Origin of the sequence: Pseudoalteromonas sp. MT33b, from assembly GCF_014117385.1 — a bacterium.
Lineage (GTDB): Bacteria > Pseudomonadota > Gammaproteobacteria > Enterobacterales > Alteromonadaceae > Pseudoalteromonas > Pseudoalteromonas lipolytica.
The window spans coordinates 960,065-973,706 of record NZ_CP059831.1 but is presented as its reverse complement, the minus strand read 5'-3'; the positions used below and the strand labels follow the sequence as shown (position 1 = coordinate 973,706).

The 13,642-nt window shown below is 43.6% G+C and carries 15 protein-coding genes; all 15 read right to left on the bottom strand.

All coding sequences use genetic code 11. From position 1 onward, the window contains the following. Positions 1-36: 36 nt before the first annotated feature. Positions 37-1,167 carry a flagellar biosynthesis protein FlhB gene (gene flhB, locus H3302_RS04495; protein ID WP_036970105.1) on the bottom strand — a complete coding sequence of 377 codons (1,131 nt, stop codon included), beginning with the start codon at positions 1,165-1,167 and terminating at the stop codon, positions 37-39. Between the two features lie 9 nt (positions 1,168-1,176). Further along, a complete protein-coding gene (gene fliR / locus H3302_RS04490) occupies positions 1,177-1,956 on the bottom strand; it encodes a flagellar biosynthetic protein FliR (RefSeq protein WP_065978751.1) in 780 nt (259 codons plus the stop codon). Next, positions 1,957-2,226: a flagellar biosynthesis protein FliQ gene (fliQ, locus tag H3302_RS04485; RefSeq protein ID WP_036970111.1), complete on the bottom strand. Its 270-nt coding sequence runs from the start codon at positions 2,224-2,226 to the stop codon at positions 1,957-1,959. A gap of 39 nt (positions 2,227-2,265) precedes the next feature. Next, positions 2,266-3,006 (bottom strand): flagellar type III secretion system pore protein FliP, encoded by a 741-nt coding sequence (gene fliP / locus H3302_RS04480; RefSeq protein ID WP_036970114.1) that lies wholly within the window; start codon positions 3,004-3,006, stop codon positions 2,266-2,268. 4 nt (positions 3,007-3,010) lie between these two features. After that, a complete protein-coding gene (fliO, locus tag H3302_RS04475) occupies positions 3,011-3,394 on the bottom strand; it encodes a flagellar biosynthetic protein FliO (RefSeq protein WP_036970117.1) in 384 nt (127 codons plus the stop codon). Further along, the gene (gene fliN / locus H3302_RS04470; protein ID WP_036970120.1) at positions 3,391-3,792 is read right to left on the bottom strand and encodes a flagellar motor switch protein FliN; all 402 of its coding nucleotides are present in this window, start codon (positions 3,790-3,792) and stop codon (positions 3,391-3,393) included. The genes fliO and fliN overlap by 4 nt, the downstream gene beginning before the upstream one ends. 22 nt (positions 3,793-3,814) lie before the next feature. Continuing rightward, positions 3,815-4,906, bottom strand: coding sequence for a flagellar motor switch protein FliM (gene fliM / locus H3302_RS04465; protein ID WP_074988675.1), 1,092 nt, complete (start codon positions 4,904-4,906; stop codon positions 3,815-3,817). A 9-nt stretch (positions 4,907-4,915) separates the two neighbouring features. Next, positions 4,916-5,437, bottom strand: a complete 522-nt coding sequence (gene fliL, locus H3302_RS04460) for a flagellar basal body-associated protein FliL (RefSeq protein ID WP_036970126.1) — start codon at positions 5,435-5,437, stop codon at positions 4,916-4,918. 68 nt (positions 5,438-5,505) lie between these two features. Continuing rightward, entirely contained in the window at positions 5,506-7,740 is a 2,235-nt protein-coding gene (locus H3302_RS04455; protein ID WP_182396189.1) for a flagellar hook-length control protein FliK, read from the bottom strand. Between the two features lie 96 nt (positions 7,741-7,836). Next, a complete protein-coding gene (fliJ, locus tag H3302_RS04450) occupies positions 7,837-8,292 on the bottom strand; it encodes a flagellar export protein FliJ (protein ID WP_036970129.1) in 456 nt (151 codons plus the stop codon). Continuing rightward, positions 8,292-9,626 carry a flagellar protein export ATPase FliI gene (gene fliI, locus H3302_RS04445; protein WP_075593868.1) on the bottom strand — a complete coding sequence of 445 codons (1,335 nt, stop codon included), beginning with the start codon at positions 9,624-9,626 and terminating at the stop codon, positions 8,292-8,294. The genes fliJ and fliI overlap by 1 nt, the downstream gene beginning before the upstream one ends. Before the next feature lie 17 nt (positions 9,627-9,643). Continuing rightward, a complete protein-coding gene (gene fliH / locus H3302_RS04440; protein ID WP_075593867.1) occupies positions 9,644-10,462 on the bottom strand; it encodes a flagellar assembly protein FliH in 819 nt (272 codons plus the stop codon). A gap of 3 nt (positions 10,463-10,465) precedes the next feature. Continuing rightward, complete coding sequence (gene fliG / locus H3302_RS04435) at positions 10,466-11,506, bottom strand: flagellar motor switch protein FliG (protein WP_036970138.1); 1,041 nt, start codon at positions 11,504-11,506, stop codon at positions 10,466-10,468. Continuing rightward, positions 11,499-13,214: a flagellar basal-body MS-ring/collar protein FliF gene (gene fliF, locus H3302_RS04430; RefSeq protein ID WP_036970141.1), complete on the bottom strand. Its 1,716-nt coding sequence runs from the start codon at positions 13,212-13,214 to the stop codon at positions 11,499-11,501. The genes fliG and fliF overlap by 8 nt, the downstream gene beginning before the upstream one ends. Positions 13,215-13,234: 20 nt before the next feature. After that, positions 13,235-13,567: a flagellar hook-basal body complex protein FliE gene (gene fliE, locus H3302_RS04425; RefSeq protein ID WP_036970144.1), complete on the bottom strand. Its 333-nt coding sequence runs from the start codon at positions 13,565-13,567 to the stop codon at positions 13,235-13,237. Positions 13,568-13,642: the final 75 nt, after the last annotated feature.

The window sequence follows — 13,642 nt, the reverse complement described above, 5'->3', positions numbered from 1 at the left end:
ATTTGCAATAACTATTCCAAGTTATTAAACGGCTAATTAATATTTATAAGCCTCTGGGATAGGGAGCTTTTTATTAAGTGGAACAGGACGTTTACCACGCCCTTTTTGGAAGCGTTTTAATTGAAATACATAGGCAAGCACTTGCGCTACTGCGGTAAACAGTTGATCAGGTATTTGCTGGCCCACCTCGGTGGTGTGATAAAGCGCACGGGTAAGCATGGGTGATTCAACAATAGGCACATCGTTACCCTTACCCACTTTACGAATTTGCATAGCAAGCTCATCGACCCCTTTAGCAAGTACAATTGGCGCACCTGCTTTGGCGGTATCGTACTTTAGGGCAACCGAATAGTGAGTCGGGTTGGTCACGATAACATCGGCATCTGGCACGTCTTGCATCATACGCCTTTGCGACATTTCACGCTGAGTACGACGAATACGGGCTTTAATTTGTGGATCACCCTCTGAGTTCTTATATTCGTCTTTTACCTCTTGCAAGGTCATTTTAAGCTCTTTGTGATGCTTGTGGCTTTGATAAGGCGCATCTATCGCTGCAATAATAATTAGCGTGCAAGTTAGGCCTAAAAACATCCAAGCTAGAATCTCAAGGGCATGAATGAAATTCCCCGGCGCACTTTCAATACTTAGATGTAATATTTCATCAAAAAAGGTATTAATTAAAAATACTGCAAAGCCTGCAACCACCGCAAACTTCAATATCGACTTAACCAGCTCAACGCCTGCTTGGGGACCAAGCATACGTTTAATCCCTTTAGCCGGTGACATTTTGCTGGCTTTAGGCGCTGCAGCTTGCCAACTAAAGTTAAAGCCGCCCAGTAACGTGTTACCGATAAATGCCGCTATTACAATAATGAGAACAAACATCGCCATCGGGAACAACAAGGCATCAGAGACAATACTCCACACTGAAAACATTTTGGTGGTGTCGTAAGTTTCATTACGATTAAGGCTTAATAATCGCCCCATCACATTATATAAGCCCTTGCCAATTTCGGGGCCATACAACAGCAATGAAATAGCCGAAAAAATTAATACGAACATCGTTCCCAACTCTTTAGAGCGGGCAACTTGGCCTTTTTTCTTGGCGTCTTCTATTTTTTTCCCGGTGGGTTCTTCGGTTTTCTCTTGACCTGAATCTTCAGCCATGGCGCGCTCCTAAGGTGTACAGCCAACAAGGCTGCACATTAACTCAACCATTTTTAACCACTGAAACTCAAACTGAGTCATAAAATTGCCTAACGTAGCCCAAATAATCACAAGCCCTGCGACAAGAGTAAAAGGGAAGCCTATCGAAAAAATGTTTAATTGCGGAGCAGCACGCGTCATGACCCCAAATGACATATTGATCACAAGCATCGCTGTCAATGGAGCAAGAGCCAGAACTAACGCGGTGGTAAACATCCACCCACCCCATGTAACGATATCCCAGTAGTGGTCAACCGACCACCAAGTACCATCAATAGGCAAGACTTCAAAACTGTGTATGACCATTTGAATCATCATCAAATGCCCATTAAAGACAAAAAATAGTAACGTGGCTAGAATCAGGTAAAACTGGCCCACCGCGGGTACACTCAAGCCATTCGAGGGATCAACAACAGAGGCAAAACCTAAGCCTGTTTGCATCGCCAATATTTGACCTGCAAGTACAAAAGTATTCAGCAATAATACCGAAGCAAAGCCAATTGCCACACCAATCAATAATTGTTGGATAACAACCAGTACCATTTCAAACGAAAACAGGTTTGTAAACGTGCTCTGCGGCAGCATAGGCACAGCCACAAAGGTCACTACGACCGCTAAACCCAGCTTAATACGCGTTGGCACATTCTTCGCACCTAAGCCTGCCATGATCATAATCATGGAGCTAATGCGTACAAATGGCAATAAAAAGTCACTGAGCCACTGTAAGATGACCGCAAATGGAAACTCCATTTACCCCGCAATCTCCGGAATCGACATAACAAGCCGCGTAAAATAATCCATGAGTTCTTGAGTGAACCAATGACCACCCAATATAAGCGCACTGATTGTAATGAGTAGACGAGGCAAGAAACTGAGTGTTTGCTCGTTAATTGATGTTGCAGCTTGAAACACCGCAACGACAAGCCCCACCAGCAAGCCAGGCACAACAATCGCTGACACCAGCTTGATCACTAAAAATAAAGCGTCGCTGAGAATATCGACAAAAATTTCCGGTTCCATCGTATGACTCCTAACTGTTACACGCTATGTTACGCATTGCTACACACCAAGCCCAAAGCTCTTCGCAAGCGTCCCCATTACTAAGCTCCACCCGTCAACCAGTACGAACAACATAATTTTAAATGGTAAGGAGACGATCATCGGCGATAACATCATCATACCCATGGCCATCAAGACCGATGCAACCACGAGATCGACAATCAAAAATGGAATAAAGAACATAAAACCTATGATAAAAGCGGTTTGTAGCTCACTGGTCACAAATGCGGGGATCAGCACGATTAAAGGCGTGTCTTCAGGGGAATCCAACTTATCGTAACCCGCTATTTTTGCAAATGTTTCTAAATCTTTAAGGCGCACTTGCGAAAGCATAAAGGCTTTCATTGGTTCTTTTGCCAATTCTAACGCTTGCACTGAGGTGACTTGTTCATTTAGGTATGGCTCTATCGCACGCTCATTCACTTGCTGGTAAATTGGCGCCATAATAAAGATACTTAAAAACAATGACATACCAAGCAATATTTGATTCGAAGGAGTTTGTTGTAAACCGATTGCTTGGCGCAAAATTGCCAGCACTACAATAATACGCGTAAATGAAGTCATCATAATCACTGCCGCAGGAATAAAGCTCAGCGCAGTCATTATTGCAAGTACTTGCAAAGTTACCGAGTAGTCTTGCGAGCCATCGGGGTTGGTCGTGATAGTGAGTGCATCGATGCCTTCTGCATTAACAGATGGCAGGAATAACACGGTAGCTAAAATAAGTATCCACTTGATCATAGCGTTAATTCTTTTTATTAGGGGGTGATTGTGGGTTCAACAACTTGCCAAAGCGCTTGGCAAGTTCCGGTAATTCTTTTTCTTTTAAGGGAGTTTCTAGCTTATGCAAGTAGTTAATACTGTGCGGCGTAACACCTATTAAATGCTGAGCATTATCAATTTCAATAACCATCAAGCGTTCACGCGAGCCAAGCGGTAAACTGCGAACAACTTTAAACTCTTCACTGTTTGCTAAATTAGGGTTGAGCTTCTTGACAAAAAACGCCAATACCACAATAACCACTAACACTAAAAGCAAAGACATCACCATAGACAGCAAATCTGCCGTAGGTGATGCTGTAGGAAAAACAGTGCTACTGGCACTAGATAAAGCTATAAATGCGCTCATCGTAACTTTTTAATTCGCTCAACTTGGCTAATCACATCTGTAAGACGAATACCAAACTTGTCATTAACAACCACCACCTCGCCGTGCGCAATCAAGGTGCCATTAACTAACACATCAAGTGGCTCACCAGCGACACGATCAAGCTCAACAACAGAGCCTTGGTTTAATTGTAATAAGTTGCGAATATTGATTTTAGAACGACCAACTTCCATCGAAATGGTGACTGGAATATCTAAAATGGTGTCAAGTTTGCGCTTTTCATCACCTGAGAGTTCATGCTTCTCATCTTTCAGCTCGTCAAGCTCAGCAACTGAGGCATTACTTGTTGCACTTTCGGCTTCCTCGGCCTCGGCTAATGCCGCTGCCCATTCGTCCATTGTATCTTGATCATCACTCATTATATTTAACCTTATAAATCGACTACCAGTCTAAATCGACACCTTCAGAGAGGTGAAGATCTTCTTCTAGTTCTGCTAATTCTGCATCCGAATCCAGTTTTTTGCCACCTTTAGTGAACACATGGAGTTCAGACTTAACTGATTCAGGGCGTTTAATTTTTTCGCTAATTTGTAATGCCACATTGTCTCGAGAGCGGCCCATTTTAGCTCTAAAGGTCGGCAGCTCTTCAATAAAGACCGTAATGTGTTCAGGCATTTCAACGGGAATAATATCACCCGCTTTTAATTCCATAATTTGCGCAAGCGTTAAATCAACCTCTAATAACTGAGTTGATAAATCGACTTCGACATCCATAATTTCATCACGGAGAGCTTTACTCCAACGCAAATCAGTGTCTTCAGTATCTGATTGAACACCGGCATCAAGTAATTCACGAATTGGCTCAAGCATTGAATACGGCAAGGCAATATGAAAATCACCACCACCGCCATCAAGTTCAATATGGAACGAGCTAATAACCACCACTTCTGTTGGGCTAACAATATTTGCCATCGCAGGGTTAACTTCAGAGTCGAGGTACTCAAACGACACATCCATAACCGGTGCCCATGCCTCTTTATAATCTTCAAAGATTATTTTGAGTAGCATTTGCACAATACGACGCTCTGTTGGCGTAAATTCACGGCCTTCTATTTTTGCATGATAACGCCCGTCACCACCAAAAAAGTTATCGACCAAAATAAACACTAAGCGTGCTTCCATGGTGATCAGGCCGGTGCCTTTTAAAGGACGAAAACGCACCATGTTTAAACTTGTTGGTACAAATAAGGTATGGATGTACTCGCCAAACTTAATCATTTGTACGCCGTTTATTGATACCTCTGCGGTACGGCGCATCATGTTAAATAAGCTGATCCGCATATGACGGGCAAAACGTTCATTCACGATTTCCAAGGTCGGCATACGACCACGGACAATACGATCTTGTGATGAGAAGTCATACTGAAGTGTATTACCGTCTGAATCACCACCGTCGTGAATATCTTCCTCTTCGACTTCATCAACGCCGTGTAAGAGCGCATCAATTTCGTCTTGGGATAATAAATCGCTCACGCTGACCCCTTATTGCATCACAAAGCCGGTGAACAACACCCGCTCAATCACTTTACTGCCTTCAACATCATTTAAGGCAGTTTGAACTTTTTCTAGTGCCGCCACACGCACTGACTCTTTACCTTCACTGGTGCCAAGTTCATCAGCTGTGGTCGTAGACAACACCCCTAATAAAGTACTTTCGATAAGTGGAATATGTTTCTTTGCCGTTTCTTCGTTTACTTCACCGCGTACTAATAACTGTACTTTAATTTGTACAATTCGATCACGACTGGCACCTGGCACATTAAAAACAAAAGGACGCGGCATCGCGACATATAACGCCGAACCGACCTTCGCAGAGCTTGATGGAGCAGCCGTTTCAGAAACCGTTGTTTCATCAGCAAGGCTTTCTTGTGGGGCATCATCGCCCATAAATAAAAAATACCCCGCACCTGCGGCTAAAATCACAACAACTGCAGCAATGATTATAATCAGCTTTTTTTTACTTTTACCGGTATCTTCTATTTCTAAATTTGCGTCTTCGGCCATAATCATTTCCTTAAGCGTTACAGTAAACTCATTCTCTGTAACTGTATTATTTCTTATAATAGCAGGACTTATGCATAGTAATCTATTGATGATGACGATTGTTGTCGAGAAGTTTCTACGCTTTGCGTCGTGACGTCTTGTTGAACCTCTTCGTCATTATGATGCCCTGCAAGCTGCCCTTGCTCTGACTGGCTGCCTTGTTGTTCAGGGTTACCTTGCTGAATACTACTTTCGCCTAGCTCAATCCCCTGTTGCGCTAACATTTCACGCAGACGTGGCATCGATTGCTCTAAAGCTTCTTTGGCTTGTTGATTTTGCACAACAAAGTTAATTTGTGCTTGCTCAGCATCACTGCGGATACGAATTTGCATGCTGCCCATTTCAGGTGGATCAAGACGTATTTCAGCTTCTTTGTTATTAATATTTAACAGGGCACTGACTCGCTCTTGGAGCATTTTTGCCGCATCACTTTTTATAATATTAATTGCTTGCATCACCCCTGGGTCAAGGCTCACTGTTTTACTTTGTGGCTGCTGTTGAGCCTGTGTTTGAAAACTATGCACATCTAAGGCTTGTTCATATTGTTGATAGGCCGCGTCATAAGCCCCTGTTTGAGAGGGATTAAGCGGTGCCGTCAACTGATTGAAAAGCTGCACGACTCGTGCTGTCGACACCTCTTTTGGGCGCTCAATGTCGAGTAAAGTATCAAGCTTTGATGTTGTTTCAGTGTCTGTGTTTACAGCGCTGGCATTTTTTAGCACTGATAATTGCTCACTGCGCTCAGCTTTAGGGCTTTTACTGTCAGGCTCTGTTGTCGCCGTTAATGTGGGTGTTACAGCATCCGCTTTCACGGGGGTAACCGCGTCAGATAAAAGAGTCTGCACCGCCACTAATTTTTCATATTGTTGAGTGCCTGGTGTTAAAGATTGCAACTGTGCGTTTACTTTATTAAGCAATGCTTGCTGCTCATCTTTCGTTAATGTGGCAATTTGTTTTTCTATTGCAGCCGGAACTTTACTGTCAGGGACTTTACTGTCAGACACTTTGCTTTCTGTAGCATTACTTAGTGCAGCTTTCGCTGCGTCTGCGACTAATGCCGGCTGCGGTGTCTGTGTTTTTTCACTATGAGTATTCATCGCTTCGCTAAGTAGCGCTTTAATCTTATCAACGTCATTTGAGGTTAGCTCACCTGCCGCCTTTAATTGATTAATTTGCTGCTCAAGTTTTACCTGCTGCGTTGACGTTAAAGCCAATTCTTTGGCAAATTGACTGACCGCTTGACCATCACCACTTTGTACTTTTGCCAACAAACTGACGATTGATTGATTCGTGACTGACTCTTTTGCCGCTTTCTCACTCATCACGCTATCAGTTGAATTTGTCGCCGCCATTTTAGTAACGGTATTGTCAGCATCTATCGCTGGCTTACTAGCGATATTTTTCGCATTTTCAGTAGCGTTGTTAGTAGGTGCCAACTTAGCATCTACAGCTGGCGATTCTTGCACTTCGCCACTGGGAGTCACCACTGAACCTAACGATGCGGCCTTCGTATCATTACTTACACTGCTCAACAGTTCTGTAGCCTGTGCGGCCTGTTTCATCGCTGCATTTTGCTCAGTAGTATTTGCCGTGATAACTTGAGGCTGCTTGGCAGTGTTTACTGTTGTCGCATTTTCAGTGTCATCGAGTACAGACGGACTATCAATAATTGGCGTGACTGAATCTTTCGGTGGCAATTCGCCAATCGGTTTCAATTGATTGTCAATCGCGGTAGCAACTTTAGACTTAGTTAATAGATTGGCAACTGAGTTTTCGCTGTCAGACAACGCGTCATCATCTGCTAAAGACGCACTTAAAGGCGAAGGAATAACAGGCGTAATATCATCAATTGGGGTGGGCTTTTTATCAACCACAATCCCACTAAATTCATGTTTGTCTGCGAGCACGTTTACACGCGTGCTCATTGCGTGTGATGCATTAATTTGTGAGAGCAGTGGGTTGTCTTCCCCTTCGATGAGGGCAACGTCTGTGCCTTCATCATCACGCGTCGGCTTATCAGAAACCTGTTTGCTGTCTGTATTATTTGCGACGACACCGCCTGCTTGTTCAGCCTCACTTTGCATTACGTTACTATTGTCGCTCTGTTTATTAGCGACAGTTTTAGAGTGTACCGCTTCGCTTGCTTCAGACAATTCAGTTAAAAAGCTTAGGCCTGATGCGTGATCATTTGCCTCTGATTCTTTGCTTAAAAAACCAGTATCGTGCTCAGTTTTAACCTGCAAATTAATATCACTGATCGCCATAATTCACCTAAATATAAAGAGGCAATTTGCCGCCGCAAGTGCCAAAATTAACGCTGTTAAGCAGATAGCTGCAAATTGCATGCCTAAAAATCAGGATTATAAGGTTGGGTTTTTCAGTTGACGCTGGAAGAACTGATTAGAGGCAAACTCGTCCAACATTTTTTGTTCATTTTTAGCCACTATCGCAGCCTGTTTTAACGCGTGTTTCTCAATTAATTTAGCGACTGCTTTTGCTTTAACTTGCTGTTTTAGCCACAGTGTTTTTCTTTGCGATACAACTTGTTTTGCCGTATTAACAGTACTAGCTTGTTGGCGAATGGCTTCTTCGATTTTTGCTATAAACGAATGGTACTGACTAAACCCTGCGCTTGATAAACCAGAACGGCCTTTTAAGTGCAATTGCTGTGAGTACTCTAATCGAAAGTTGTTTAAACCTTGCAGTTTTTGTTGATTACTTTGCAAGTGCTGCTGTGCTTTTAAGTAATCCATGCGCAATGATTCTTCTTTGTCGTTTTCAAGCTTTAATAATAAATCAAGTTTACTGTTTGCCATTATGCTTGTCCTAATAACTGCGCAAGGCCTTGAAGGCCATCATCATAACTGATCACATCTTTCATGCCTTGCTGTAGGAATTGATTGACTCTTGGCATCATATTAATGGCTTGATCGAGCATCGGGTCAGTGCCTTTTTGATATGCTCCAAGCGTGATCATATCTTTATTCTGCTGATACATTGAATAAACCTGTTTAAGCACACGTGCTTGCTGCATATGCGCCTCTGACACCACTTGCGGCATCACCCGCGAGATCGACTTTTCAATGTCTATTGCGGGATAATGGCCGCTATCAGCAAGCTCTCGAGAGAGCACAATATGTCCATCAAGAATAGCTCGAGCCGAGTCAGCAATAGGGTCTTGCATATCATCCCCCTCACTCAGTACCGTAAAAAAGGCTGTGATAGATCCTTGCCCTTCGCCGCCATTCCCCGCGCGTTCTACCAATGCTGGTAACTTAGCAAACACCGAGGGTGGATAGCCTTTTGTTGCCGGTGGCTCACCCACTGCCAGCGCTATTTCACGCTGTGCCATAGCATAACGGGTTACAGAGTCGAGCAGTAACAGCACATTAAGCCCTTGGTCACGAAAATATTCTGCAATGGTTACTGCACTTTCGCAGCCTTTTAAACGCATCAAGGGAGATGCATCAGCAGGAGCAGCAACGACCACTGAACGTTTACGCCCTTCTACTCCTAGTATTTCTTCAATAAACTCTTTGACCTCACGGCCACGCTCACCCACAAGACCAACAACAATGACGTCAGCCTCTGAACCACGAGTCATCATTCCTAGCAGCACCGACTTACCAACACCAGAGCCTGCAAACAAGCCCATACGCTGGCCTTGACCCACCGTAATCACAGAGTTTATCGCACGAACACCCACATCCATCGGCTGACTAATTGGTCTTCTTGAAAGGGGGTTAATCGTATTTTGCGCAAACTTGAGGTAGTGCTCAGCATTAACAGCACCCAGCCCATCCAACGGTCGACCTAAGCCGTCAACAACCCGACCTAATAAGCCCATCCCTACAGGCAAACCCGTTTCATTAACTTGTGGGATCACCCTTGCACCGGGGAGTACTCCAGAAATATGGTCGTTTGGCATCAAATAAAGCGTTTGGTCGTTAAAACCAACCACTTCAGCATCGACAAACCCATTGATAGTTTCTATTTTACATTGGCTGCCTACTGGCGCTCTCAAACCTCTTGCTTCAAGCGTCAAACCGACTACGCGCGTCAACATACCCGCAACGGCCGGTTTAGAAACTTTAATATGCTTTTCGTACCGTTTTAAACGGTCGCTAAGGGTCATTGATTGACTACTCATAGTGAGCCTAAAAAGAGTTAGATACCACTATTATGCAAGAAGTTTTCCAATGTTTCTTTGACGCGTGTTTTTACGGTCATATCGATGGATGATTGCGGGGTTTTTATTTCGCAGCCGCCGCGTTCAAGTGTCGGTTCTGCTACTAATTGCCAGTGATTATCTGTAATAGTTTGCTCACCGTAACTTTCAGTGATCAGCGCAATGTCATCTGGGTGTAGATGAATACGCACTCTTGTTTGCTCGTCTGCTAGTGCATCAATAGCGTGTTTAAGTGCGTGCAAAATAACATCTGGTGATGTTTTTATTTCTTGATAAATAAGCGATTCGCTAAGCATAACGGCCAGTTGAACAAGTTGCTTTTCAGCACTTTCATCCACTTTTGATAAGGGCTGAGTTAGGCTATCAAGCAAACTTCTTAGCGTAGTCAGTTGCTCTTCTAAAATCGGTTTTATGTCTTCTTGGCCTTGTGCTTTACCCAGCTCAACACCCTCTTTGTAGCCCGCTTCTTTTCCTTCACCCACGCCTTTTTCAAAGCCATCAATGTAACCTTGCTCATGGCCTTGCTTTAAGCCTTCGTCGAAAGCATCTTGACGAATTTTTTCAAGCTCAGCCATCGTCAAAGGTGGAAATTCAGGTTCTTCTGGCTCTTCTTCAACGTCTTTTTTTTCTTGCTCTTTACGGTACAGATCAGCCAAAGGGGTACCGTAAGCTGTTGAGCGCCCAGCAAACTTTCGGGTATCTTGCGCTACATCAGGAATCGGCCAGTTCTCGAGTAGTTCATCGACTGCGTCACTTGCATGAACTGGGCGTCCGGGATGAAAGGAAGGCTTTGTCATGGTTTACAGGAACTCCTCACCACCGCCACCGCCAAGCATAATTTCGCCTGAGTCAGCTAAACGACGTGCTGTAGACAAAATTTCTTTTTGTGCCGCTTCTACTTCACTAATACGCACAGGGCCCATAGCTTCTAAGTCGTCGGCCAGTAATTCCGCTGCACGTTTAGACATATTACTTAAGATCTTCTCTTTCAGTGCCTCATCTGTGCCTTTAATCGCTTTCATTAAGACATCTTGCTGTACTTCGCGCAGAATCGCTTGAATACCTCGATCTTCTACATCCATTAAGTTTTCGAATACGAACATCAAGTCTTGAATTTGTTGCGACATTTCTTCGTCATGCTCACGAATCGAATCCATTAACTGACCTTCAATATTGGTATCAAGGTAGTTCATGATATCTGCCGCTGCTTTTAAGCCGCCCATTTTCGCTGCCTGTGCACCTGCTTGGCCGGCGAACTGTTTCTCCATGATCTCGTTTAACTCTTGCAATGCAGCTGGTTGAACTTCTTCAAGGTTCGCAATACGCATCGTTAAATCAAGACGCACTTTCTCTGGGAATTGCGACAGAATCTCGGCTGATTGCTCAGGCTCTAAGTAAGAAAGCACAATGGTTTGAATCTGCGGATGCTCATTACGAATAATATTAGCCACCTGTTTCGAGTCCATCCACTTAAGTGAATCAAGACCTTTCGCTCCCGAACCCATCACAATTTGGTCGATTAGGCTGGCGGCCTTATCTTCACCAAGTGCGGCCGTAAGCGCTTTTTTAATAAAGTCTTCAGATTGGAAACCTATGGTACTGAAGCTTTGAATTTGCTCAATAAACAAGTTATGAACGGCGCTGATTTTCGCTTGCGATAAATCGTCTAATGCAGCCATCGCCATGCCCACTTTTTGCACTTGCTTAGGCTCTAAGTGTTTTAGAATTTGCGCAGCATCTTCTTCCGATAAACTCAGCAATAAAATCGCTGCTTTATCAACACCGTCTAATTTATCAACATCAAACGCCGGTGGGAGTTGTTTTTGTTCTTGATCAGTCATCTTCAGTTAACCACGCTTTCACTACTTGAGAAGACAGTTCTGGTTCATTAGCAACCAATGCACGAACTGCTTTGAGTAAATCTTCATCACCATGTAAATCTGGCAGCTGTAGTGTACCATCACTTGAGAATCCTACAGCAGCAGAGTCAAAGTCTTTATTTAGCATATCTAGCGTACTATCACCAATATCTACACCAGAGCTAAGTGCATCTTCATCATACTCTTCAAGTGTATCATCTGGGTAAATTAAGCGTTTCAGCATAGGTTTCACAACCGCCATGATAAGTACGATAATCACTAATGCACCTAATGATAAACGTAATATCTTCATAAACCAGTCTCGTTCCCAAATAGGCACTTCTATGGCCGCAGCGGTGTCTTCACGTACAAACGGAACAGTAACAACTTCAAGCGCATCACCACGTTGCATATCAAACCCCACTCCGCCTTGTAGCAAGCGACGGATATTTGACAGCGCTTCAACAGAACGAGGAACCATTGTTGTCTCGCCGTTTTCACCCACTTGTGGCACATAGTCAACCGCAACAGATACACTAATACGACGAATAACACCTGTTTGCTGACGCTTATGAGAAATAGTGGTATCTAGCTCGTAATTACGGGTTGCTTCTTTGTGCGAACGACTTGGGTTCATTGCACTACCAGCGCCCCCTTGTCCTGCAACTTCAGGAATATTTGAATTAACAGGCGGTTGATTAGTCAAGGCACCTGGGATCCCCACAGCAAGACCACCAATGTTATTTTCTTCAAATGTTGTTTCACTGCGCACTGCAGGTAAGTCTGGGTTGTAGCGCTTTTGTGTTTCTTCTACCGCACTAAAGTCCATATTTAAATCAACTTGCGCAGTGTAATTACCTAAGCCTACGACAGGAATTAAGATGCTGTCGATTTTATTTAAGTATTCTTCTTCACGCTTGCGCTCAATTTCATATTCTTTGCGAGAACGCGCTGCCAGTGAATTTTGTGAACCCGAATTAAGTAAGCGACCGTTTTGATCTGTCACCGTAACACGCTCAGGTGAAAGACCTTGTACTGCAGAGGCAACAATATCAACAACTGAGTCGATTTCTTCACCATCTAACATACGGCCACGTTTAAGAGTCAGTACAACGGTAGCTGATGGTAATTTTTCACGACGAGCAAATACGTTTTCTTTTGGAATTGCTAAAAGCACTTTGGCGCGAGTGACATTTTTTAGCTCTTCGATTGTGCGAGCAAGTTGCTGCTCACGACCATGTTTTAAACGTTCACGTTCTAAGCGTTGGCTAACACCAAAGCCCATATCTTGCATGATGATGTCGGTGCCTGAGCTTGGCGCTTGCTCAAGACCTTCACGGGCCATCAATAATTTAATATTTTGGTATTCGCCTTCTTCAACTGAGATGACATTACCATCAAGTTCATAATCAATCTTCTGTGCGTCTAAAAAGTCCAGCGTTTGGATAAGCTCTTCGGTTGGCATTTTACCCAGCGGTCGCATATCTGGTTGACGAGCCCAGATAATAATAAAAATTGCGATTGCCAAACAAATAGCCAGTGCAATGACCAACGTCACCTGACGTAATACATCAACGCCATTGAGGGCACTGAGGTAGCCTGACTTTTGCTCTTGTTGATCATCCGTGTCTGAAGTATCGACACCGCCGCCTGCGAGGGCTAGATCAGTTGATTGATTAGATTGCGCCACAATAATTCTCCACTACCTAGTTAAACAGGCATGTTCATGATTTCTTTATATGCTTCAACAAGTTTGTTGCGAACTTGCACCGTTGCTTCAAAAGCAACCGAAGACTTTTGCGAAGCAATCATTACTTCAGCAAGGGATACACTGCGGTCTCCCATCTCAAGTGCTGTTACTTTTTGTTTTGCTTCTTGCTGCAGGCCATTAACGGTATCTAGCGCGCTTGTAAGTAAGTCACCAAATTGCGCCGATGATGTTGGCTGAGCCTGAGTTGGTAAATTATTAACGGATTGACTACGGCTAGCTTCAAGTGCCATAGATTGCATTTCTTGAAATAATGCGCTGTTTTGAACTTTCATAATACTCTCTGACAATGCAGTTTACTTATATATAGATAAAGCACAAAACGTGCCACAAAATAAAACAATATAAAT